General features: G+C 55.9%; 20 protein-coding genes. 8 read left to right on the plus strand and 12 right to left on the minus strand.

Going from position 1 to position 22597, the window contains the following annotated elements; translation table 11 throughout:
* Positions 1–45 precede the first annotated feature (45 nt).
* The 3 genes from RY075_RS15230 (at position 46) to RY075_RS15240 (ending at position 3662) form a co-directional block, all read left to right on the plus strand.
* A complete protein-coding gene (locus RY075_RS15230; protein WP_003859249.1) occupies positions 46–489 on the plus strand; it encodes a hypothetical protein in 444 nt (147 codons plus the stop codon).
* Positions 490–800: 311 nt separating this feature from the next.
* Positions 801–2177 (plus strand): diaminobutyrate--2-oxoglutarate transaminase, encoded by a 1377-nt coding sequence (locus RY075_RS15235; protein ID WP_015572345.1) that lies wholly within the window; start codon positions 801–803, stop codon positions 2175–2177.
* A gap of 18 nt (positions 2178–2195) precedes the next feature.
* On the plus strand, positions 2196–3662 hold the full coding sequence (locus RY075_RS15240; protein ID WP_338627815.1) for an aspartate aminotransferase family protein: 1467 nt from the start codon (positions 2196–2198) through the stop codon (positions 3660–3662).
* A gap of 44 nt (positions 3663–3706) precedes the next feature.
* Here RY075_RS15240 and RY075_RS15245 read toward each other — a convergent pair whose 3' ends face one another.
* The 3 genes from RY075_RS15245 to RY075_RS15255 are packed head-to-tail and all read right to left on the minus strand — an operon-like array spanning position 3707 to position 7493.
* On the minus strand, positions 3707–5905 hold the full coding sequence (locus RY075_RS15245) for a polysaccharide biosynthesis tyrosine autokinase (RefSeq protein WP_058648596.1): 2199 nt from the start codon (positions 5903–5905) through the stop codon (positions 3707–3709).
* Entirely contained in the window at positions 5905–6354 is a 450-nt protein-coding gene (locus RY075_RS15250) for a protein tyrosine phosphatase (RefSeq protein ID WP_058648597.1), read from the minus strand. Before RY075_RS15250 ends, RY075_RS15245 begins: the two co-directional genes overlap by 1 nt.
* Entirely contained in the window at positions 6354–7493 is a 1140-nt protein-coding gene (locus tag RY075_RS15255; protein WP_032609687.1) for a polysaccharide export protein, read from the minus strand. Before RY075_RS15255 ends, RY075_RS15250 begins: the two co-directional genes overlap by 1 nt.
* Positions 7494–7973: 480 nt before the next feature.
* On the opposite strand from RY075_RS15255, the gene RY075_RS15260 reads away from it, so the two are divergent.
* Both RY075_RS15260 and RY075_RS15265 read left to right on the plus strand, forming a co-directional pair.
* Entirely contained in the window at positions 7974–8306 is a 333-nt protein-coding gene (locus RY075_RS15260; RefSeq protein ID WP_003859260.1) for an RcnB family protein, read from the plus strand.
* The gene (locus RY075_RS15265) at positions 8257–8736 is read left to right on the plus strand and encodes a GNAT family N-acetyltransferase (RefSeq protein ID WP_032609688.1); all 480 of its coding nucleotides are present in this window, start codon (positions 8257–8259) and stop codon (positions 8734–8736) included. The genes RY075_RS15260 and RY075_RS15265 overlap by 50 nt, the downstream gene beginning before the upstream one ends.
* Before the next feature lie 89 nt (positions 8737–8825).
* Here RY075_RS15265 and apbC read toward each other — a convergent pair whose 3' ends face one another.
* Positions 8826–9935 carry an iron-sulfur cluster carrier protein ApbC gene (gene apbC / locus RY075_RS15270; RefSeq protein ID WP_003859263.1) on the minus strand — a complete coding sequence of 370 codons (1110 nt, stop codon included), beginning with the start codon at positions 9933–9935 and terminating at the stop codon, positions 8826–8828.
* Between the two features lie 137 nt (positions 9936–10072).
* Here apbC and metG point away from each other — a divergent pair, with 137 nt between their 5' ends.
* Positions 10073–12106 (plus strand): methionine--tRNA ligase, encoded by a 2034-nt coding sequence (gene metG, locus RY075_RS15275; protein WP_023324959.1) that lies wholly within the window; start codon positions 10073–10075, stop codon positions 12104–12106.
* Between the two features lie 109 nt (positions 12107–12215).
* On the opposite strand, the gene RY075_RS15280 is transcribed toward metG, so the two are convergent.
* The 3 genes from RY075_RS15280 to RY075_RS15290 are packed head-to-tail and all read right to left on the minus strand — an operon-like array spanning position 12216 to position 15131.
* Positions 12216–12686 (minus strand): DUF1456 family protein, encoded by a 471-nt coding sequence (locus RY075_RS15280; protein ID WP_023324960.1) that lies wholly within the window; start codon positions 12684–12686, stop codon positions 12216–12218.
* A gap of 46 nt (positions 12687–12732) precedes the next feature.
* Positions 12733–13452 (minus strand): two-component system response regulator BtsR, encoded by a 720-nt coding sequence (btsR, locus tag RY075_RS15285; protein WP_022648676.1) that lies wholly within the window; start codon positions 13450–13452, stop codon positions 12733–12735.
* A complete protein-coding gene (locus RY075_RS15290; RefSeq protein WP_023314534.1) occupies positions 13446–15131 on the minus strand; it encodes a sensor histidine kinase in 1686 nt (561 codons plus the stop codon). The genes btsR and RY075_RS15290 overlap by 7 nt, the downstream gene beginning before the upstream one ends.
* Positions 15132–15349: 218 nt before the next feature.
* Between RY075_RS15290 and mlrA the strand changes: the two genes are divergently transcribed.
* Positions 15350–16090, plus strand: a complete 741-nt coding sequence (mlrA, locus tag RY075_RS15295) for an HTH-type transcriptional regulator MlrA (protein ID WP_045350289.1) — start codon at positions 15350–15352, stop codon at positions 16088–16090.
* Positions 16091–16159: 69 nt separating this feature from the next.
* The gene (locus RY075_RS15300) at positions 16160–16273 is read left to right on the plus strand and encodes a protein YohO (RefSeq protein ID WP_022648678.1); all 114 of its coding nucleotides are present in this window, start codon (positions 16160–16162) and stop codon (positions 16271–16273) included.
* Here the strand turns inward: RY075_RS15300 and RY075_RS15305 are convergent.
* The 5 genes from RY075_RS15305 to bglX form a co-directional block, all read right to left on the minus strand.
* On the minus strand, positions 16248–16985 hold the full coding sequence (locus tag RY075_RS15305; RefSeq protein WP_017383373.1) for an ABC transporter permease: 738 nt from the start codon (positions 16983–16985) through the stop codon (positions 16248–16250). The genes RY075_RS15300 and RY075_RS15305 overlap by 26 nt on opposite strands.
* Positions 16969–17919, minus strand: a complete 951-nt coding sequence (locus RY075_RS15310; protein WP_022651508.1) for an ABC transporter ATP-binding protein — start codon at positions 17917–17919, stop codon at positions 16969–16971. The genes RY075_RS15305 and RY075_RS15310 overlap by 17 nt, the downstream gene beginning before the upstream one ends.
* Positions 17912–19069, minus strand: coding sequence for an ABC transporter permease (locus tag RY075_RS15315; RefSeq protein WP_048208356.1), 1158 nt, complete (start codon positions 19067–19069; stop codon positions 17912–17914). Before RY075_RS15315 ends, RY075_RS15310 begins: the two co-directional genes overlap by 8 nt.
* A 12-nt stretch (positions 19070–19081) precedes the next feature.
* On the minus strand, positions 19082–19999 hold the full coding sequence (locus tag RY075_RS15320) for an ABC transporter substrate-binding protein (protein ID WP_003859284.1): 918 nt from the start codon (positions 19997–19999) through the stop codon (positions 19082–19084).
* Positions 20000–20135: 136 nt separating this feature from the next.
* Positions 20136–22433, minus strand: a complete 2298-nt coding sequence (gene bglX, locus RY075_RS15325; RefSeq protein WP_232967274.1) for a beta-glucosidase BglX — start codon at positions 22431–22433, stop codon at positions 20136–20138.
* Positions 22434–22597: the final 164 nt, after the last annotated feature.

A 22597-nucleotide genomic window follows, 5' to 3' on the forward strand; every position in this document is an offset into this window, starting at 1 on the left:
GTGATGTATGTCTCCTGGTATTTGTGTCGTTTTTAAGGCAATAAAATGAAAAAATTAATGATGTTAGTCATAAGTGGTACCGTGCTTGCAGGTTGTGTCTCGCCTGCGCACGCCATAAACGCCCATTATCGCGCTCAATTAGAACGTTCGGGATGCACGCAAATTAGCGCTGGCGATGGCTCTTGCGATGTCAGCAAAACCAAAGCGGAAAACACGGCACAACACGAACCAACGGCATCCGTTCACGATCCCCTGCGTGAAGCCTCGTTCTCGTCGGATACGGTTAACGCCACGCTTTCTAACGGCTTTTTTAGCGCTACCGTGAACGGCAAAAAAGCCAGCGTTAAACGTCTGAATGCGAATTTCTATGAGATCCATGGTAACGGTTTTGTGATATCGATAAGCCTGGATGAAAACGGTATTACGGACGCGTCATGGAATAAAACGAAGGGACGCGAACACGGCGTTTTACGCGTTAGTCAGAAATAAACAGCGTAAGGAGGCTCTCTGCCTCCTTTTCGCCTGCCAATCGCACGATTTGTCACACTCTTTTGTCTGATTTTACAATGCTGACAAATCATACGTAAGCTGCTGTTTTTATTTAGCATAAAGTGCAATCTTCCCCATACAAACGGCGTTCTTCCCTGCCCTGTGCCCTGTGTCACAAAACAGTAAACAAATTAACCATTGAGCCCGGTGACAAAAGGCTCTATATTGGCGGCGTTTTTTTCAGGCCCCATCTGTTTTTTAACTTTTTATTCAATCGTGGCTCATAACGAAGCGGCGGTTGTAGGAGTGATATGATGACGGATAAAGTCCGTATTGACACCGTAGATGCCCACAAAAGCAACGAAACCTATCTGGCCCGTCAGGCCGAATTTGAATCTAACGTCAGGAGTTATCCGCGCAAACTGCCTTTAGCGATCACAAAAGCAGAAGGCGTGTGGATCACCGATGCAGATAATAAAGAATACCTTGACTGTTTAGCTGGCGCAGGCACCCTGGCGCTTGGCCACAATCATCCTGATGTGCTGAAAAGCATCCAAAATGTCATTACCAGCGGCTTGCCGTTACATACCCTGGATCTGACCACGCCGCTGAAAGACGCGTTTTCAGAATACCTTCTCTCTCTGTTGCCTGGTCAGGGCAAAGAGTACTGCCTGCAATTTACTGGCCCGTCCGGGGCTGACGCCGTTGAAGCGGCGCTGAAGCTGGCGAAAAAAGTGACCGGTCGTAGCGGTATCATCAGTTTCTCTGGTGGTTACCACGGTATGACCCACGGCGCACTGTCCGTCACCGGCAACCTGTCTCCTAAAGAAGCGGTTGACGGTATGATGCCAGAAGTCCAGTTCATGCCTTACCCACACGAGTACCGTTGCCCACTGGGTATCGGTGGTGAAGCGGGCGTGAAGGCGCTGACCTACTACTTCGAAAATCTGATTAACGACGTTGAAAGCGGCGTGCGTAAACCTGCCGCGGTGATCCTCGAAGCCGTTCAGGGTGAAGGTGGCGTGAACCCGGCACCTGTTGAGTGGTTGCAGCGCATCCGTAAAGTCACTCAGGAACACGGTATCCTGCTGATCCTCGACGAAGTCCAGGCTGGCTTTGCCCGTACCGGTAAATTCTTTGCCTTCGAACACGCAGGTATCGAGCCAGACATCATCGTGATGTCTAAAGCAGTCGGTGGCGGTCTGCCGCTGGCCGTGCTCGGTATCAAAAAGCAGTTCGATGCATGGGCGCCAGGCCACCATACCGGTACCTTCCGCGGCAACCAGCTGGCGATGGCAACCGGTCTGACGACGCTGAAGATCCTGAAAGACCAGAATATCGCGGGCAAAGTGGCCGCACAGGGCGAATGGCTGAAAGGCCAGCTGAAAGAGATGGCGAAACGCTATCCGGTTATCGGTCACGTTCGCGGTCTGGGCATGATGATCGGTATTGAGATCGTTAAGCCGCACGAAGCCGCTGACCACATGGGTTGCTTCCCGGGCGACGGCGAGCTGTCTGCACTGATTCAGAAGAAGTGCTTCGAAGCAGGCTTGATTCTGGAGCGTGGCGGCCGTAACGGTATCGTTCTGCGTCTGCTGCCTTCTCTGCTGATCAGCGATGACGAGCTGAAAGTCTTCCTGGATAAATTCGAGCAGGCACTGCTTGCTGCGGGCGTTAGCCCGGCGTAACCGGAGTTATTGATTACGATGTCTGATTCAAACCCAATTTTGTTCTCCTCTGCGCAGAGCATTGAAGCTTACCAGCAGGCGATTGAACAAAGCACTCAGGCTGTGATGCAGTGGCTGAAACTGCCTGAGATGTACCAGGGCAAAACGGTCGCGGAGCTGCGCGACCGTATTAAGCTGGATTTCAACCCGAAAGGGCTGGGTAACGAAGCGGCGATTGAACGCGCCGTGGAGTTCTTCCTGAAAGACAGCTTGTCCGTTCATCACCCGCAGTGTGTGGCGCACCTGCACTGCCCAAGCCTGGTGGTTAGCCAGGCGGCGGAAGTACTGATTAACGCCACCAACCAGAGTATGGACTCCTGGGATCAAAGCCCGTCCGCAACCATCATCGAGATCAAACTGATCGAGTGGCTGCGTACCCGCGTGGGTTATCAGGCTGGCGACGCAGGCGTCTTCACCAGCGGCGGTACCCAGAGTAACCTCATGGGGCTGATGCTGGCGCGTGACGCGTTCTTTGCGCGTCAGGGCCACTCGGTTCAGCAGGACGGTCTGACAGGCGATCTGCGTAAGATCCGCGTGCTGTGCTCGGAAAACGCACACTTCTCCGTGCAGAAAAACATGGCGCTGATGGGTCTGGGCTACCAGTCCGTGGTGCAGGTAAAAACGGACGAATTTTCCCGCATGGATCTCACCGATCTGGCGGCGAAAATCGAACAGTGCAACGCGAACGGCGAGCAGATCCTGGCGATTGTGGCCACGGCCGGTACGACCGATGCGGGTGCTATCGATCCGCTGCGTGCTATTGCTGAGCTGGCTGCGAAACAGAATATCTGGGTGCACGTTGATGCGGCCTGGGGCGGCGCGCTGCTGATGTCTGAGCAGTATCGTCACTACCTGGACGGTATCGAGCTGGTGGATTCCGTCACCCTGGACTTCCACAAGCAGTTCTTCCAGACCATCAGCTGCGGTGCGTTCCTGCTGAAGGAAGCGCGTCACTATGAGCTGATGCGCTATCAGGCGGCCTATCTGAACTCTGAGTTCGATGAAGAAGCAGGTGTACCTAACCTGGTCTCCAAATCTCTGCAAACCACGCGCCGTTTCGACGCGCTGAAACTGTGGATGAGCCTGGAAGCGCTGGGTCAGGAGCAATACGCGGCAATCATCGATCACGGCGTGACGCTGGCACAGCAGGTTGCGGCTTACGTGAAAGAGCAGTCGGCTCTGGAACTGGTGATGCAACCCCAGCTGGCAAGCGTGCTGTTCCGCTTCCGTCCGCAGGCGCAAATGGATGACGCCGGTATTGCCCTGCTGAACCAGAAAATTGGCGATGCGCTGCTGGAGTCTGGCCGTGCAAACGTCGGTGTGACCGAGCATAACGGTATCACCTGCCTGAAGCTGACCCTGCTGAACCCAACCGTGACGCTGGAGGATGTTAAAGTCCTGCTGTCTCTGGTTGAGCGTACCGCGCAGGAAGTGATGGCGAAGTAATGCTTATCCCTCTCCCACCCGGGAGAGGGATTGTTTTTCCCGCGCTAACGCCTGTCTCCTTTTTTCCTCGAAGCATAACCGTAGTCACACTGGCTGTACCCCGAGCTGTAAAACAGCGCTGCGGATTTAACAATATCGTTGAGGATTGTGCCGCTGACCTTCACACCAACATGCTGGAGACGTTTAACGGTATTCTCCATCTCTTTCACGCTGGTTTTATCGAAACGGGCAACCATTAGCGTTGTTCCGGCTGCTCTGGCGACCAGCGAGGCATCGGTGACGGCCAGGACTGGCGGTGTATCGATGATGACAATGTCATATTGCTCGTTAACCCAGGACATGATGTCAAGGAAGCGTTCGCTTAACAGCAATTCTAACGGACGCAGGGGTTCCGGGCCGCAGGTGATGACGTCAATTCCCGCTTTTTCAGCATGCTGAATGACCTCCGTAAAGTCGCATTTCCCTTCAAGCAGGCAGGACAATCCGTAGCGGTTCTCCAGGCCAAAAATATTATGAACATAGCCCTGGCGCATATCCGCATCAATAAACAGCACCCGCTGACCACTCTGCCCGGCGACGGCCGCCAGATTCGTCGCCACCAGCGTTTTTCCGCAGTCCTGAGTGGGGCCAGAAATCATCACAATGCGGTTCTCAGCCTCCATCATGGCGAAATACAGACTGGTTCGCAGCCCGCGTACCGCTTCAACAAACATATCAGCAGGGCGATCGACGGGCAGGAAAGGCACATCCGAGGTTTTGTGTTTCCAGCGACGAGAGAACGGATTTTTTCTGCGCAAATGCGTTTTACTCCACAGCCACTGGGAACGTGGCAACGTAGCCAGAACCGGCAGCCCCTGCGCTTCCAGCTGCTCGGAAAGCGTGATCCCACGTTTGAACGCCTGGCGTACCAGCACGGTCCCCATTGCGAGCATTAGGCCGAACAGCGCGCCAAGAATGATGATTAACGCTTTTCGCGGCTTTATCGGATCCGGGTGCGTAACCGCCTCATCAATGATCCTCACGTTCCCGACAGCGCTGGAGCGGGAAATATTCAGCTCCTGCTGACGCGTCAATAGCTGTAAATAAATGGTGCGGCCCGACTCAACATCGCGGCTCAGGCGTAAAATCTCCTGCTGCGTGGAGGGCATAGCTGACACACGGTTATTCAGGCGATCCCGTTCCCGCTCAAGGGTCTGTCTCTTTTCATGCAATGCACGATAGGTAGGGTGACTCTTTTTAAAGAGCTGGGAGATCTCTGCCTCCCGGAACGTCAGCTCATTTAGCTGGTTCTCAACGTTCACTACCTGATCCAGTACGGATTTTGCCTCTAAAGACAGATCCACCGAGTCACGCTGCGCCCGATAAGCATTCAGCCGTGCTTCAGCCTGATCCAGATCCGCTCTGATTTTCGGCAACTGCTCCTGTAAAAAATCCAGACTACGAGAATCCTGAGCCTCCTGGCGCGCGATATTTTGCTGAAGATAATTGTCAGCAATCGCATTCAGCACCCGGGCGATGTTGTCAGGATTTTCACCCGTCAGGGTTAAGGTCACGATACCACTCTGTTTCTCCGACTCCGCAACCGTGAGGCTCTTCTTCAGGGCGTTGATCGTCTCCAGCCGCGTCAACGATTTAAGCGAAAATTGCGTGCCTGGCGTCGCCTCAATCGACGTCACCAGCAGAACGATCCCTTGCGTGACCAGCGTTTTCCCAACCCGACCGTCTGCCTCAATGTTTTCGCCCGTCAGGTGATATTTTCCCGCTTCCTGTACGGTCAGCGTGAGCTCTTGCGCTTTGCCTTCCACCTGCGGGATCTGGAGTTCGCCTAACGTGATCTTACCCTGCCCACGCCCTTGCAGACGCTGCCAGAGACGCCCCACCACAGGCAAAACGCGCTGCTTTGCCTGCTGCGTCAGACCTAATTTGTCGACGGTCTCGCCGAGTATCATGCGTGATTTCAGCAGTAAAATTTCAGGGGCAACATCCGGCGAAACATCGGTGCCCAGCTGACTCAGCCCTTTAAGCAGACTGTTATCCTGTTTGCTTTCTATTTGCACCATGGCATCCGCCTGATAAACAGGGGGCGTAACCCAGGCATAGAGACCGGCGCATAGGGTGAACAGGAATGTCACGCACAGAATCATCGTGCGGTGGTCGATCATCTCGACGAGCAAACGAACGAGATCGACTTCATGTTGTTGGGGTGCCGCTGCACCATAATTGTCTGTTGTGTAAGACGACATTAATGCTTCATTCCTTTCTGACCTAAACGACGTGCCCATTCCTGGCTGGCTTTACCCAATAGCCCGAACACATATTCAAACGCTTCCCGGCTTTTACGGTAGGGATCGGGGATATCCTGCGGCTCCAGCCATTGCCCAAAAAGCAGCGACTTTCCCCTGCTCTCCGGCGCCATGGCCGCAATGAAGCGAAGATGTTCCGGCTCCATCACCAGGATAAGATCGGCTCCCTGCATCAGATTGCGTGTCAGCCGGCGCGCCACATGACCGTCGAGGGAGATCCCATGCCGCCAGGCCACGTCCTGGGCGCTGTCATCCGCCGGGCTCCCCTCAAGCCCGTATATCCCCGCCGAGGCGATATGTCTGTCGGGCAGGTGCTGGCGTAAAAGCCGCTCCCCAATCGGAGAACGGCAGATATTTCCGGTGCAAACCACGAGTATTGATTTGAACATTATTGCGGCCACGATCTGATGTAACGAACCGTTTCGGTAAGGTCATGCACCCCGCTGATGGTCGGAACAAGCTGTGATATCACGCGATTCCAGCGGGACAGTGGTGCAGTGGTGACATAGACAATGTCATAAGGCTCAAGCTGAAACTCGGTGCCTAACACCATGGCTGATGCGTCCTGAGCATTGAGCTGGTAGATGTTGGCAATTTTCTCTGAACGCTCGCTTTTCGGCAGCGAACGAATGACAAAAATTCCGGTGGCATCGGCCATATTCTGGTTCAGCCCACCCGCATTGCCCAGCGCTTCGGCCAGGGTCATGCCGCTGCGATCCATTTTCAGCGTGCTCTGTTTAACGACCTCGCCCATGACGAACACTTTCAGCGCATCGTTACGGGGGACAAACAGAATATCGCCGGGATAGAGCAGCTTATTTTGGGTGAGATCGCCATGCTGCATCAGCGCATATAGCGAGAGGCGCATATCCTTCCCATTATGCGTCAGCACGACATTGCGCCAGTCCGCGTCGGCAGAGAGCCCCCCTGCGGCGTTCACGGCATCCATTACCGTTAACGGGATATTGGTGATAGCCTGCTGCCCCGACTTCACCACCTCGCCCGTCACATAGGCTTTTTGCGAGCGGAAAGAGGCGACGCTGACGTCCACCTGCGGACTTTCAATGACATTGTTCAGCCGGGCCGTGATCTCCTCGCGTACCCGTGCGACCGTTTTGCCTGCCACCTGCAATTTACCGACATAAGGATAGAAAAGCGTACCGTCGGCATTAACCCAGTTACCGGTGTCACTGGCGCTGCGATACTGCCCTGCCGGGGTTGTCAGTTCAGGGTGATCCCAGACGGTGACGGTCAAAATATCCCCAACGCCGATACGGTATTCCCAGTTTTTGACCTGTTCATCCAGCTTAGGATTTGCCTGAGATTTAAGGGCCGATGGTCGCAATTTTTCAATTAACGAAGGCGTAAGAGGATAAACATCAATCCGCTTCTCCAGACGATCGTTTGCATTTTCTGTGGTCATCACCTGTTTTCCAGCAAGATCCAGATGCTGACCCGGTGAAAATACGCAGCCAGATAATGGCGTAATAATTAAAAACAATATCGAAAAGACTGTTGTGTTTTTCATTGAGTAAAAATTTCTTTTTATAGTATTGATTATCGAATACGTACCGAAATGATTCTTTCCATTCTAAAACAAGCCCTTACCGCTAAATTAATTAACAGTGATGGCAGTAACATTTAAAAAACCACAGCATTCCTGCGGCCTGGCTTTTACAGCCATGCATCGTCTGACTTACGGATTAGGAAAGAGGGTTTCGGGCAATCTTAAATGTTCTATTCGTTTAATGCATGCCTGGATCTTTGTAAATTTGCTTTGAAAAAGTTTTTTCAGAATTAATTAATAAACCCATAATTATGTTATCTGCGTAAGCCAATATTTATTCATCGAAGAAATAATTAATGACGGTTGCGACTACACAAAACCGTGCGCTTTTGTTACATTTTTTGCAAACTCACCCTGTGAGGATACTTAAAATGAACTGTCTGCCATCCGTTTGCGGATCTGCACACAAAAAGTATCAGTAACGATATGACTGGAGAAAAAATGGCTAAGCGTAAATTGTTGCTTCTGGGTGTATTAGTGTCACTGGCGGGGGCCGCGCACGCTGCACCGCAAGCGTCGACAGCGCCTTCCGGCATCAAGGCCTACGAAGAACAAGAGTTTATTGCCGATTTTACGAAGTTCAAAATTGGCGACACCGCGCCCGCGCAGTATCAGACGCCCGAGTACACCATCAAACAGTACCAGCTACGTAACCTTCCTGCGCCCGATGCCGGCACACACTGGACCTACATGGGCGAGAATTATGTTCTGATTGGCGATGCCGATGGCAAAATCTACAAAGCCTATAACGGAGATATTTTCTATCACCGCTGATACGATCCTAATCCGTCCGTGGCAGGAGAGCGATCGCCCTTTCCTGCGCACGCTGTTCCTCCACGCCCGGCGTGAAGCCTGGCCGTGGCTGGACAGTTCTGCGTGGCAGCTTGAAGATTTTGACGCGGCAACCCTGGACGAAGAGATTTGGGTGGCGGAGCAGGATGGGCACCGACTTGGCTTTGCCTCAGTCTGGACGAACGATAATTTTCTGCACAACCTGTTTGTCGATCCGCAGTATCAGCGTCTGGGAGTGGGTCATTTGTTACTGGAACAGGTACAGAAGACATTTACCAGTACAGGCGCGCTGAAGTGTCTGGTGAAGAATGAACGGGCTATTGCGTTTTACCATCGCCACGGCTGGCACATTGAAGCGACGGGAGATTCTCCGGACGGGGAGTATTATTTGATGCACTATCGGCTTGGGTAAAGTCAGGTGGCGCTATGCTTACCTGACCTACAAAATCGAGGTAGGCCGGGTAAGGCAAAGCCGCCACCCGGCACTAACGCGCAGAGGCGTTACACCGCGCGGAAGGCGATTTCACCCGGGATCACTTCCCCCTGCCAGTAGAGCTGCGCCGCAACGCGCCCTGCAAGCTGGCGATACATCTGGGCAAATTCGCTGTCCGGGCGGCTGACCACCGTTGGTTTCCCGCTGTCCAGGTCTTCACGCAAGGAAATATGCAGCGGCATCTGCCCCAGCAGCTGGGTGTGATACTGCGCAGCCAGCTTCTCCGCACCGCCGGTACCAAAGATGGGCTCATGGTGCCCGCAGTTGCTGCAAATATGCATGCTCATGTTCTCGACGATACCCAGTACCGGCACCTCTACCTTCTCGAACATGACGATGCCTTTTTTGGCGTCGATCAGCGCGATATCCTGCGGCGTGGTGACTACGACGGCGCCGGTAACCGGAATGTTCTGCGCCAGCGTCAGCTGGATATCACCGGTGCCCGGCGGCATGTCCAGCACCAGATAATCGAGGTCAGGCCACATTGTCTCCTGCAACATTTGCAGCAGCGCCTTGCTGGCCATCGGGCCACGCCAGACCATTGCGTTATCGTCCGTGACCAGGTAACCAATGGAGTTGGTCGCCAGACCGTGCGCCACGATTGGCGCCATGTGGGTGCCGTCCGGCGAAGTTGGACGCTGGTTTTCCGCTCCCAGCATGTTTGGAATGGACGGGCCATAGATATCCGCATCCAGAATGCCGACCTTCGCCCCTTCTGCCGCCAGTGCAAGCGCCAGATTCACGGCGGTAGATGATTTACCCACCCCGCCCTTGCCAGAGCTGACGGCGATGATGTTCTTCACGCCGTTAACGCCCGGCTGATTTTTCACGCGCTTGAGCGTGGCGATGCTGTGGCTTAGCTTCCAGTCAATTGCTTTTGCGCCAGTAATGCGCAGCAGCTCAGAGCTGGTTTGCTCTTTCAGGGCATCAAAGGCGCTGGTCCAGACGAACGGCATCTGTAGCTCGATGTGAAGCGTATCGTCCAGCCATGCGACGTGATGAAGCGCTTTCAGCGTCGTGAGATTGTGCTTCAGGGTTGGATGCTGAAAATTAGCCAGCGTCCCGGCGACCATTGCTCGTAAGGCTTCCGGTGATTTGGCCTGGGATTGAGAACTCATCCCGACTCCTTTGTTCTTGTGAATAAGACCTTAGACAAACAAGTTTACCTGAAAGGCCGCGGTTTGTGCTTACTTAATAATGCCCCTTTTGGTAATATCGAAAACCCTTTTCACAGTTAAAAGAAGTAATGCCTACTATGACTCAAGTCGCGAAAAAAATTCTGGTAACGTGCGCCCTGCCGTACGCCAACGGCTCAATCCACCTCGGCCACATGCTGGAGCATATCCAGGCTGATGTCTGGGTCCGTTACCAGCGAATGCGCGGCCACGAGGTGAACTTTATCTGTGCGGACGATGCCCACGGCACGCCGATCATGCTGAAAGCGCAGCAGCTGGGCATTTCCCCGGAACAGATGATCGCCGAAATGAGTCAGGAGCATCAGACCGATTTTGCTGGCTTTGACATCAGCTATGACAACTATCACTCCACACACAGCGACGAAAACCGCGAGCTGTCAGAGCTGATCTACACCCGTCTGAAAGAGAACGGTTTCATTAAAAACCGCACCATTTCTCAGCTGTACGATCCGGAAAAAGGCATGTTCCTGCCGGACCGTTTCGTTAAAGGCACCTGTCCGAAATGTAAATCCCCGGACCAGTACGGCGATAACTGCGAAGTGTGCGGCGCGACCTACAGCCCCACCGAGCTTATCGAACCGAAATCCGTGGTTTCCGGCGCGACGCCGGTGATGCGTGACTCCGAGCACTTCTTCTTCGACCTGCCGTCGTTCAGCGAAATGCTGAAGGCGTGGACCCGCAGCGGTGCATTGCAGGAGCAGGTCGCGAACAAAATGCAGGAGTGGTTCGAATCCGGTCTGCAACAATGGGATATCTCCCGCGATGCGCCATACTTTGGCTTCGAAATCCCGAACGCACCGGGCAAATATTTCTACGTCTGGCTGGATGCGCCGATTGGCTACATGGGCTCCTTCAAGAATCTGTGTGACAAGCGCGGCGACACCGTAAGCTTCGACGAATACTGGAAGAAAGATTCCGATGCCGAGCTGTATCACTTCATCGGTAAAGACATCGTTTACTTCCACAGCCTGTTCTGGCCAGCAATGCTGGAAGGCAGCAACTTCCGCAAGCCGACCAACCTGTTCGTACATGGCTACGTAACGGTGAACGGCGCGAAGATGTCTAAATCTCGCGGGACGTTTATTAAGGCCAGCACCTGGCTGAACCACTTCGACGCGGACAGCCTGCGCTACTACTACACCGCGAAGCTCTCTTCCCGCATCGACGATATCGACCTGAACCTGGAAGATTTCGTGCAGCGCGTGAACGCGGACATCGTCAACAAGGTGGTGAACCTGGCGTCCCGTAACGCAGGTTTTATCGCCAAACGCTTTGACGGCGTGCTTTCTGCCGAACTGGCCGATCCTGAGCTGTATAAAACCTTCACCGACGCCGCCGCTGCGGTTGGCGAAGCCTGGGAAAGCCGTGAATTCGGTAAAGCCATTCGCGAAATCATGGCGCTGGCAGACGTGGCCAACCGCTATGTGGACGAGCAGGCGCCGTGGGTGGTGGCGAAACAGGAAGGTCGCGACGCCGACTTGCAGGCGATCTGCACCATGGGTCTGAACATGTTCCGCGTGCTGATGACCTGGCTGAAGCCGGTTCTGCCGCAGCTGGCAGCCCGCGCGGAAGCATTCCTGAACACCGAACTGACCTGGGATGCCATCCAGCAGCCGCTGCTCGGCCACAAGGTGAACACCTTTAAAGCGCTGTACAACCGCATCGAGATGAAGCAGGTTGAAGCCCTGGTGGAAGCATCCAAAGAAGAGGTGAAAGCGGCTGCCGCACCGGTGACCGGCCCGCTGGCGGACGATCCGATTCAGGAGACCATCACCTTTGATGATTTCGCTAAAGTCGACCTGCGCGTGGCGCTGATCGAAAACGCGGAGTTCGTGGAAGGCTCTGACAAACTGCTGCGTCTGACGCTGGATCTGGGCGGCGAGAAACGTAACGTCTTCTCCGGCATTCGTTCCGCGTACCCTGATCCGCAGGTGCTGATCGGTCGTCAGACCGTGATGGTGGCAAACCTGGCGCCGCGTAAAATGCGCTTCGGCATCTCCGAAGGGATGGTGATGGCCGCAGGCCCGGGCGGAAAAGACATCTTCCTGTTAAGCCCTGACGAAGGCGCGAAGCCGGGTCAGCAGGTGAAGTAATAAAAAAGCCGGATGAGAATCCGGCTTTTTTTTGCCTGGCGGCGCTACGCTTGCACGGGCCGACGGGTTTTGTAGGCCGGGTCAGGCGAAGCCGCCATCCGGCTAAAAATCACCCCTTCTGGTTATGCACCCGCTGCGTCAACCCACGCAGGAAATAACGCAGAAATTGATCCCCACACTCGCGGTAATTCTTATGATCCGGCGCGCGCATCATGGCGGTGATTTCCGGCATCGACACGCGAAATTTCTGCTCGGTCATGATCGCCAGAATGTCGTCAGTTTTCAGGCAGAAAGCAATACGCAGTTTTTTCAGCACCGTGTTGTTATTCACCCGACGCTCCAGCGCCAGCTCAGGAGCAGATTCATCTTTGCCGCGCTTGTCGTAGATCAGGCCGTTCAGAAAGCCCGACAGAATGATGTCCGGGCAGCGAACAAAACCCTCTTCATCTTCTTTAGTCATCCAGGTGTCGAACCCGGCGGACGTGGATTCCATGTCGGAGCGCGCAAGAATGCGCACCATGTCATTATTGTTCGCTTTCAGGGTGTAGCGCAGGCTACGAAGAATATCGTTACTTAGCATAGAGCCTTCGAATGTCGATGATGCAATGGCGCGCAGTGTATCAGTTTTACAGCCCTATCGCCTCTTTCAAACTTTTCAGGTAGCGACGACTGACGGGAACGGTTTGCCCGGCACGTAACACCAGCTCGGCCTGGCCGTTATCTTCCAGGCGGATCTCCTTCAGGTGCGCCATGTTCACCAGATACTGACGATGGCAGCGGATCAGCGGCGTGCGGCTCTCCAGCGTGCGCAGGGTCAGCTCGGTAAAGCCTTCGTTGCCTTCGGCGCTGGTGACGTATACCCCGCTCAGACGGCTGCTGACAAAGGCAACGTCGTCCATTTGCAGGAGGTAAATCCGGCTGTGCCCGGTACAGGGGATAAACTTCAGGGGCTGCTGATGCTCCGGCAGCAGCGTCACGTCCTGCGCGGTACGCTCCTGGCGCAGACGGGTCAGGGTCTTTTCAAGCCGTTTCTCTTCAATCGGTTTCAGCAGATAATCAAACGCGTGCTCTTCAAATGCCTTTACCGCGTACTCATCAAAGGCCGTCAGAAAGACGATATAGGGACGGTGCTCCGGGTCGAGCATGCCGACCATCTCCAGCCCGCTGATGCGCGGCATCTGAATATCGAGGAACAACACGTCAGGGCGCAGTTTATGCACCGCACCGATGCCTTCAATGGCATTGGCACATTCCCCCACAACCTCGATATCACTCTGCTCCTGCAACAGGACACGCAGGTTTTCCCGTGCTAACGGCTCATCATCAACAATCAGCACTCTTAACATGCGTTCTCCTCCAGCGGCAATCGTAAGGTAATTCGGGTATAGCGGTCTGGCTCACAGGCGACGGTGATACCGCAGTCGTCACCAAAATGCGCGCGCAGGCGTTTATCCACCAGGCTCATGCCCAGACCGCCTGACGCGGAAGCTTCATACAGCCCCGCGTTGTCTTCAATATCCAGCACCAGATGGTGGTTAAAACGGGACGCGGAAATCATGATTTCTCCGGTACCCAGCAGCTGCGAGGTCCCATGCTTAATGGCGTTCTCTACAATCGGTTGCAGGGTAAAGGCCGGAAGATGCTGATACGCCAGCTCATCCGGGACGGATAACGACACCTGTAAACGTGACTGGAAGCGCGCTTTTTCAATTTGCAGATAGGCATTTACATGCTCAATCTCGTCCGCGAGGGTGACGATCTCCGAGGGACGCTTCAAATTTTTGCGGAAAAAGGTCGACAGAAATTGCACCAGCTGCGCGGCCTGATCGCTGTCGCGGCGGATCACTGCCTTCAGCGTGTTAAGCGCGTTAAACAGGAAATGCGGATTCACCTGAGCGTGCAGGAGCTTAATTTCTGACTGCGTCAGCAGCGCTTTTTGCCGTTCATACTGCCCCGCCAGGATTTGCGCCGAAAGCAGCTGGGCGATCCCCTCCCCCAGCGTGCGGTTGATGGAGCTGAACAGGCGGTTTTTGGCTTCGTAAAGCTTAATGGTGCCCATAACGCGCTGATTTTCGCCCCGCAGGGGAATGACCAGCGTAGAGCCGAGTTTGCACTGCGGATGCAGGGAACAGCGGTACGGCACTTCATTTCCGTCGGCATACACCACTTCACCCGTTTCAATAGCGCGCAGGGTATAGGCCGATGAGATCGGTTTGCCCGGCAGATGGTGGTCGTCGCCGGTGCCGGTAAACGCCAGCAGCTTTTCGCGATCGGTAATCGCCACGGCCCCGATATCCAGCTCTTTATACAGCACCTGCGCCACCTTCATGCTGTTCTCCTCGTTGAATCCCTGCCTCAGGATCCCTTCCGTCGACGCCGCAACTTTTAAGGCGGTGGCAGAAAATGCCGAGGTGTATTTTTCGAACATGGCGCGTTTGTCGAGCAGAATGCGCATAAACAGCGCCGCACCTACGGTATTGGTGACCATCATCGGTGCGGCAATGCTGCTGACCAGATGTAACGCATCGTCAAACGGGCGCGCGATCAGCAGGATGATCGCCATCTGCGCCATTTCCGCCACGAAGGTGATCGCCCCTGCGGTAAAGGGACTGAACACTTTATCCGGGCGACCACGCTTAATCATATAGCTGTGGACGAGACCACCGAGCAGCCCTTCGACAATGGTGGAGATCATGCAGCTTAGCGCCGTCATACCGCCCATCGAATAGCGGTGCAGACCGCCGGTTAACCCCACCAGACCGCCGACAACCGGGCCTCCGAGCAGCCCGCCCATTACCGCGCCGATGGCACGCGTATTGGCGATGGAATCTTCGATATGGAGACCAAACCAGGTCCCCATAATGCAGAATATGGAAAATACGACGTAGCAGAGGAATTTGTGCGGCAGACGGACGGTGACCTGCATCAGCGGAATGAACAGACGCGTTTTGCTCATCAACCAGGCGATGACAAGAAACACGCACATCTGCTGAAGCAACAGCAGCACCAGATTAAACTCGTACATACTCACAAACCGCACATTCTAAAAACGCGTAACATACACTGATAGCGGTTAACTTTCTTTGAAACGTGCCAAAAAAGCGATAAATCGTGTCCGTCATCACACCTTTTGCCGGAGATAACCTGTCTTTCGTATAATTTGTACAAAAAAGAATCAAATCTTCCTGGTTCCGCAAAGTGGGTCTACAGTTAAGCTGGGGACGCGCAAGCCTGGGGGCGAAAATGGCGCTTTACACAATAGGTGAAGTGGCACTCCTGTGTGATATCAATCCCGTTACGCTACGGGCGTGGCAGCGACGGTATGGATTGCTTAAGCCGCAAAGAACGGACGGCGGGCACCGCCTGTTTAACGATGCGGATATTGACCGGATCCGCGAGATAAAAAGCTGGATCGACAACGGCGTACAGGTCGGCAAGGTAAAATCGCTTCTAAGCCAGGACGATCCTGATACGCAGCATCTCTGGCGCGAGCAGCAGGAAACCCTGCTGAGGCTGTTGCAGACCGGCAATTTGCAGCGTCTGCGCGGCTGGATCAAAGAACAGGGTCGAGACTACCCGGCGCAAACCCTGATCACTCATCTTTTTATTCCCCTACGGCGTCGGCTTCAGTGTCAGCAAACCACCTTACAGGCGCTGCTCAGCATGCTTGATGGCGTGCTGATTAACTATATTTCCGTCTGTCTCGCCTCAGCGCGGAATAAAAACAGCAAAGATGCACTGGTGATCGGCTGGAACGTACACGATACCACCCGGCTGTGGCTCGAAGCCTGGATTGCCACCCAGCAGGGCTGGCGCGTTGACGTGCTTGCCCACTCCCTGGCCCAGCTCAGGCCGGAACTGTTTGAGGGACAGACGCTGCTGGTCTGGTGCGGCGAAGTCCCCTCCGCTTCCCAGCAGCAGCTCCTTACGGAGTGGCGCGAACATGGTTATCCCGTTTACTCACTGGGTCCAAATGCGTCGTAACGGCATTTAATGGTTCATTAACAGCTGCGCTTCACCGTATAATTGTTCCGTTAACAACAGGAGCACATGATGAAGGCAACGAAACTGGCCGTAATTACCCTTTTTGCACTGATGGCTGTCAGCGGTATCGGTGGCGTTATGCTTGCAGGTTATTCATTTATTGTTCGCGGCGGTGTTGGCTGAGGTATCCGGCCAGGCGTTCAAACAGGCGATCCACCACAATTGCCGCCAGCGCAACCAATACCGCCCCCTGAATGATGTAAGCCGTATTAAACCCGCTTAACCCGATAATGATCGGCGTTCCCAGCGTATTGGCTCCGACCGTCGAGGCGATGGTTGCCGTACCAATGTTGATTATCACGGACGTTCGCACGCCAGCGATAATCACCGGTGCGGCCAGCGGCAGTTCGACCTTCACCAGCCGCTGCCAGGCGCTCATCCCCATTCCTTCCGCTACGCTCAGCACCGATGCAGGCACCGCCGCAATCCCTGCCAGCGTCCCTTGCAGAATGGGCAACACGCCGTACAAAATCAGCGCAATGATGGCAGGCTCCTGCCCAAAACCGATCGCCGGCACGGCAATCGCCAGCACGGCCACCGGTGGGAAGGTCTGCCCCGTTGCGGCGATGGTCTCCACCAGCGGACGGAACTCCCTGCCCGCAGGCCTCGTCACCGCAATACCGGCGCCTGTGCCCAGGACGATGGCAATCACGCTTGACACTGCCACCAGCCAGAAGTGCGCCAGGGTGAGATTAACAAAGCTCTCCTGCTGGTATACCGGGCGCGGCAGCCCGGGAATAAGCGCATTAAACAGCGCCGCGCTGTGCGGCATCAGGTAGAGTAAGGCGATAAACAGCCCTGTCAGCCAGAGTAACGGATCACGGACCCACTTCACGCGTCACCTCCCCCGCCAGCAGATCGCGAAAATGGATCGTCCCGCATGGCGTCCCCTGCCCGTCCGCAACGGGTAACACCTCACACTGCCGGGCGACAAACGCCGACAGGGCATCGCGCAGGCTCATCCCGTCATGCAGCGGTTCACCACCGATTTGCGCATCCTGCGGACGCAGATAGTCCCTGACGGTGCGCAGCGAGAGCAGCCTGACGCCCAGCTCGCTGCGGCCAAAAAATTCACGCACAAAATCATTCGCCGGCGAGGTTAACAGCTCAAGCGGCGTACCCTGCTGGACGACTTCGCCGTGATCCATCAGTACCAGACGATCGGCCAGCCGCAGTGCTTCGTCGATATCATGCGTCACCAGCACGATGGTGCGCCCGAGAATACGGTGGATGCGGCTCATCTCGGCCTGAAGTGCGCCGCGGGTGACCGGATCCAGTGCGCCGAAGGGCTCATCCATCAGCAGTACCTGCGGGTTAGCGGCCAGCGCGCGCGCCACCCCGACCCGCTGCTGCTGTCCGCCGGAAAGCTGGTGCGGATAGCGGTTACGAAGCGACGCGTCCAGGCCCAGCAGCGCCATCAGTTCGTCGACACGCTCATTGATCTTCCCCCGGGACCATTTTTCCAGCTGTGGCACGGTGGCAATGTTCTGCGCCACCGTCCAGTGGGGAAACAGGCCGATGGACTGAATGGCGTAGCCCATACGCCGCCGCAGCTCCAGCACCGGCAGGCTGCGGATCTCCTCTCCGGCAAAGCGAATCGTCCCGCTGTCGTGCTCCACGAGCCGATTGATCATCTTCAGCGTCGTCGATTTTCCCGACCCCGATGTCCCGATCAATACCGAGAACGCCCCCTCGGCAAAATGCAGATTAAGGTGGCTTGCCGCCGGACGGCCCGCAAAGGTTTTACTCACATCATGAAATTCAATCATTGGCTCTTCTCCTGAGCAGCGCGAGCCACAGGGCAAACAGGGCATCCAGTACGACCGCCAGCACAATTGTGGGCACGACGCCCAGCAACACCAGATCCAGCGCGCTACTGAGCAGCCCCTGGAAGACCAGTGCCCCAAAGCCGCCCGCCCCGATCAGCGCGGCAATCACCGCCATCCCCACGGTTTGCACTGTCACCACCCGCAGGCTGCGAACCAGCAGCGGAAGCGCAAGCGGCAGCTGTATTTTCCAGAAACACTGGCGCGCGCTCATCCCCATCGCATGGGCGCTTTCCAGCACGTCGGGCGGAACCTGGCTTAACCCCGCCACCACGCCGCGCACCAGCGGCAGCAGCGCATACAGCACAAGGGCAATCAGCGCTGGCGTCAGCCCGGTTCCGGCAATGCCTGCCGCGGCCAACGCAGGGAAGGATTTCACCAGACCGGCGAGGGGGGCAATCAGCAGGCCAAACAGGGCGACGGAGGGGATGGTCTGAATAACGTTGAGCACGGTAAAGACGGCGCCCTGGCGGCTGGTATGTCGGTAGCACCACATGCCCAGCGGCACGCCCAGCAGCAGCGCCGGGATCAGCGTCCCGAACAGGATCGTCAGATGTTGCGCCAGCGCGTTGTCAAATACCTCCTGGCGGTTGACGTACTCTTTTAACAGCGAGAGCTGATTCAGATCGCCGCTGAAAAGGATCAGCAGAGGGATAACCCAGAATTGCGCGTTCAGCAGCCAGCGCCAGACGGGTTGCGGCGTCAGACGGCGAATGGCATCGCTACAGACCAGCAGACAAAGTGCCAGCCACAGCCACAGCCCGCTACCAACCGACGTGCGCGCCAGCGGGCTTTCAACCGCGGCCATCTGCGTTGCTGCCTGTCCCGCGCTCCAGAACAGTACGATAAACAGCGCTTCGCTGAGCAAAAACGTCAGCCACAGGGCGGTTCGCCCCGGCCAGAAGGCTAAAGCAACAGTACTCGCCAGCGCCGCGCCCAGCAGCAGCGGCGTAAATGCCCAGATCTGCCAGAGCGCGCGCGGTTCGCCCGACACCAGACGGTTTGGCGCGACATTCACAAAAGGTAACGCGACCGCCGCGATGGCCACACAGGCCAACAGCAGCAGGACGCGGTTATGGCATTTTATTGGCACAGCCTTATCCCGTTACTTCACAAGCCCTTGTTGTTTCAGGAAGTCGGCAGCCACTTTTTTGGCATCCAGCCCCTCAACGGCAATGCTGGCATTCAGCTGTTGCAGCGTTTTCGCATCCAGTTTTTCAAATACCGGTTTGAGCCATTCCGCAATATCCGGGTAGGCTTTCAGCACCGCCTCGCGCACGACCGGGGTTGGGGCGTAAATAGGCTGAACGCCTTTCGGGTCGGTCAGGGTTTGCAGGCCAAGCGCCGCGACCGGGCCGTCTGTGCCGTAGGCCATCGCCGCGTTGACGCCGGAGGTTTGCTGCGCCGCCGCCTTAATGGTCACTGCCGTGTCGCCGCCTGCCAGAGAGAGCAGCTGTGCCTGATCGAGCTTGAAATCATAGGCTTTTTCAAACGCTGGCAGGGCATCAGCGCGCTCGATAAACTCTGCCGAGGCCGCGAGCTTAAACTCGCCCTTCTCTTTCAGGTAGCGGCTGAGATCGTCAAGCGAGGTGAGCTTGCCTTTCTCGGCGATATCTTTGCGCACCGCGATGGTCCAGGTGTTGTTGGCCGGTGCCGGCGTTAGCCAGACCAGCTTATTTTTTTCTGCGTCCAGCTTTTTGACTTTTTCGTACCCGGCTTTGGCATTTTTCCAGGCCGGATCGTTTTCATCCTTGAAGAAGAATGCCCCGTTGCCGGTGTATTCCGGGTAGATATCCAGCTCGCCGGAAGTGATGGCACCGCGCACGACAGGCGTGGTGCCAAGCTGTACTTTATTGACCGTTTTCACGCCGTGGCTTTCGAGTACCTGCAAAATGATATTGCCGAGCAACGCGCCCTCGGTATCAATTTTGGAACCCACCTTAACCGGCTCTGCGGCCTGTAACGGCAGGCTCAGCGCCGCCAGAAGCACCGCCGACCCTGTTATCCCCTTAATCATCGTCATTCTGCTTTCCTCATTATTTTGTGGCCTTTTTCATAGGCTTGAGAGAAAAGCGTAGCTTAAAACAGTGAATTTAACCGTTTTTCGTACAAGATGAGAGGCATCCCCCGCCAGGCGGGGGAAAGGGAGAAAGGTAAGATTATTGCAGTTCGAACTCGGCTTTGTTCACGCGGGCGGAATCCACGCCGATGAAGACGTTGAATTTGCCAGGCTCAGCATCGTATTTCATCTGCTGATTCCAGAACTTCAGCGCATTTACGTCAATCGGGAAGCTGACCGTTCTGGTTTCGCCCGGTTTCAGGTTGACCTTTTCGAAGCCGCGCAGCTGTTTCACCGGACGGCTCATGGAGGCCGTGACGTCCTGAACGTACATCTGGATCACCGTCGCCCCTTCGCGTTTGCCGCTGTTGGTCACCTCTACGCTGGCGGTCACTTTGCCGTCACGCTTCAGGGTCGGCGCCGACATTTTGACGTCAGACACCTTGAAGGTGGTGTAACTCAGGCCATAGCCAAACGGATAGAGCGGGCCGTTAGCTTCGTCGAAGTAACGGGACGTGTACTTGTTCGGCTTGTCGGCGTTATACGGACGACCAGTGTTCAGGTGGCTGTAGTAAACCGGGATCTGCCCGACGGAGCGCGGGAAGGACATCGGCAGCTTGCCGGACGGGTTGTAATCGCCAAACAGCACGTCGGCAATGGCGTTACCGCCTTCGGTACCGGCGAACCAGGTTTCCAGAATGGCATCAGCCTGCTGATCTTCTTTCACCAGCGCCAGCGGGCGCCCGTTCATCAGCACCAGCACCAGCGGCTTGCCGGTGGCTTTCAGGGCCGCGATCAGATCGCGCTGGCTCTGCGGAATGGTAATATCGGTACGGCTGGAGGCTTCGTGCGCCATCCCCTGCGCTTCACCCACCACCGCGACCACCACGTCGGACTGCTTCGCGGCGTTAACCGCTTCGTCGAGCATCTCTTTCGGCGTGCGCGCATCCACCTTCACCGCTTCCTCATACTGGTTGAGGAAGGTCACGATGCCTTTATCGTCGGTGACGTTCGCACCTTTGGCGTAAACCACTTTTGCGTTATCACCCACGGCGCTCTTAATGCCGGTCAGCACGGTAACGGACTGATCCGCCACGCCTGCGGCGGACCAGCTGCCCATGACGTCGCGCTTGCTGTCGGCCAGCGGACCGACCACGGCAATGGTGCCGGATTTTTTCAGCGGCAGCGTGTCGAGACGGTTTTTCAGCAGCACCAGGCTTTCGCGAGCTACTTCCCGGGCTTCTTTACGGTGCAGACGGCTTTCGGCATTGGTGTCCGCCGGGTCTGAATCCTTCGGCCCCAGATGGCTGTAAGGATCGTTAAACAGTCCCATGTCATATTTCACGTTCAGCACGTGGCGAGCAGCGTCGTCCAGCTCTGCCATCGTCACCTTGCCGCTCTTCACCAGCCCCGGCAGGTATTTGCTGTAGTACTCGTCGCTCATGCTCATGTTGATGCCGGACTTGAGCGCCACGCGTACCGCATCTTCCGGGTCAGACGCCGTGCCGTGTTTGATCAGCTCTTTAATCGCGCCGTGGTCAGAAACGGTGATGCCCTTGAAGCCCCACTGGTCGCGCAGCACGTCTTTCAGCAGCCACGAATCGGAGGTGGCAGGCGTGCCGTTCAGCGAGTTCAGCGCTACCATCACCGCCCCGCTGCCCGCGTCCAGCCCTGCCTTGTATGGCGGCATGTAGTCGTTAAACAGGCGCTGCGGGCTCATGTCGACGGTGTTGTACTCTTTACCGCCCTCCACCGCGCCGTAGGCGGCGAAGTGCTTGACGCTGGTCATCACCGAGTAACGATCTGCCGGACTTTTGCCCTGCATCGCTTCCACCATGGTTTTGCCCATCGTGGCGGTTAAATACGTGTCTTCTCCAAAGCCCTCCGAAGCGCGGCCCCAGCGCGGATCGCGAGAGACGTCAACCATCGGCGCCCAGGTCATGTTCAGGCCGTCGTCTGCGGCTTCATATGCCGATACGCGCCCGACGGTTTTCACCGCATCGAGGTTAAAGGAGGAGGCTAAGCCGAGGCTAATCGGGAAGACGGTACGCTGGCCGTGCACCACGTCATAAGCGAAGAACAGTGGGATTTTCAGGCGGCTCAGCTCCATCACCTGATCCTGCATCTTGCGGATATCCTGGCGGGTAACAGTGTTAAAAATGGCTCCTACCTGCCCGTCTTTGATCATCTCGCGAATGGCTTCTTTCGGGTTATCCGGGCCGACGCTGATCAGGCGCAGCTGGCCGATTTTCTCATCGACCGTCATCTTTTTGAGTAAATCCGTGACAAAGGCGTCGCGGGCTTCGGGCGTGAGCGTGTGATTACCAAACAAATCCTCTGCCAGCGCAGGTTGCAGCGCCAGGCTGACGGCGACACCTACAGAACATAGCCATTTCATGTTGTTATTCTCTCTCATCAATAACCGCGGGAAGCACCCGGCCAGACCGTGCGAAAAGCGCAGTGTGCCACAAAGCCTGAAAACCTTGCAGGGTTATTCTCTGATTTTTCTCATGAATACCCGACCGCTCAACGGCTAATCGCGCTATGCTTTACAGCGAGAAA

This window comes from Enterobacter sp. JJBC (genome assembly GCF_036936505.1).
Taxonomy (GTDB): Bacteria; Pseudomonadota; Gammaproteobacteria; order Enterobacterales; family Enterobacteriaceae; genus Enterobacter; species Enterobacter hormaechei_C.

What these genes read in the sequence shown, in the direction of transcription:
- RY075_RS15230 (WP_003859249.1), top strand. Translation starts at nt 46, where the DNA reads ATGAAAAAATTAATGATGTTAGTCATAAGTGGTACCGTGCTTGCAGGT.
- RY075_RS15235 (WP_015572345.1), top strand. Translation starts at nt 801, where the DNA reads ATGATGACGGATAAAGTCCGTATTGACACCGTAGATGCCCACAAAAGC.
- RY075_RS15240 (WP_338627815.1), top strand. Translation starts at nt 2,196, where the DNA reads ATGTCTGATTCAAACCCAATTTTGTTCTCCTCTGCGCAGAGCATTGAA.
- RY075_RS15245 (WP_058648596.1), bottom strand. Translation starts at nt 5,905, where the DNA reads ATGTCGTCTTACACAACAGACAATTATGGTGCAGCGGCACCCCAACAA.
- RY075_RS15250 (WP_058648597.1), bottom strand. Translation starts at nt 6,354, where the DNA reads ATGTTCAAATCAATACTCGTGGTTTGCACCGGAAATATCTGCCGTTCT.
- RY075_RS15255 (WP_032609687.1), bottom strand. Translation starts at nt 7,493, where the DNA reads ATGAAAAACACAACAGTCTTTTCGATATTGTTTTTAATTATTACGCCA.
- RY075_RS15260 (WP_003859260.1), top strand. Translation starts at nt 7,974, where the DNA reads ATGGCTAAGCGTAAATTGTTGCTTCTGGGTGTATTAGTGTCACTGGCG.
- RY075_RS15265 (WP_032609688.1), top strand. Translation starts at nt 8,257, where the DNA reads ATGGCAAAATCTACAAAGCCTATAACGGAGATATTTTCTATCACCGCT.
- apbC (WP_003859263.1), bottom strand. Translation starts at nt 9,935, where the DNA reads ATGAGTTCTCAATCCCAGGCCAAATCACCGGAAGCCTTACGAGCAATG.
- metG (WP_023324959.1), top strand. Translation starts at nt 10,073, where the DNA reads ATGACTCAAGTCGCGAAAAAAATTCTGGTAACGTGCGCCCTGCCGTAC.
- RY075_RS15280 (WP_023324960.1), bottom strand. Translation starts at nt 12,686, where the DNA reads ATGCTAAGTAACGATATTCTTCGTAGCCTGCGCTACACCCTGAAAGCG.
- btsR (WP_022648676.1), bottom strand. Translation starts at nt 13,452, where the DNA reads ATGTTAAGAGTGCTGATTGTTGATGATGAGCCGTTAGCACGGGAAAAC.
- RY075_RS15290 (WP_023314534.1), bottom strand. Translation starts at nt 15,131, where the DNA reads ATGTACGAGTTTAATCTGGTGCTGCTGTTGCTTCAGCAGATGTGCGTG.
- mlrA (WP_045350289.1), top strand. Translation starts at nt 15,350, where the DNA reads ATGGCGCTTTACACAATAGGTGAAGTGGCACTCCTGTGTGATATCAAT.
- RY075_RS15300 (WP_022648678.1), top strand. Translation starts at nt 16,160, where the DNA reads ATGAAGGCAACGAAACTGGCCGTAATTACCCTTTTTGCACTGATGGCT.
- RY075_RS15310 (WP_022651508.1), bottom strand. Translation starts at nt 17,919, where the DNA reads ATGATTGAATTTCATGATGTGAGTAAAACCTTTGCGGGCCGTCCGGCG.
- RY075_RS15320 (WP_003859284.1), bottom strand. Translation starts at nt 19,999, where the DNA reads ATGACGATGATTAAGGGGATAACAGGGTCGGCGGTGCTTCTGGCGGCG.
- bglX (WP_232967274.1), bottom strand. Translation starts at nt 22,433, where the DNA reads ATGAAATGGCTATGTTCTGTAGGTGTCGCCGTCAGCCTGGCGCTGCAA.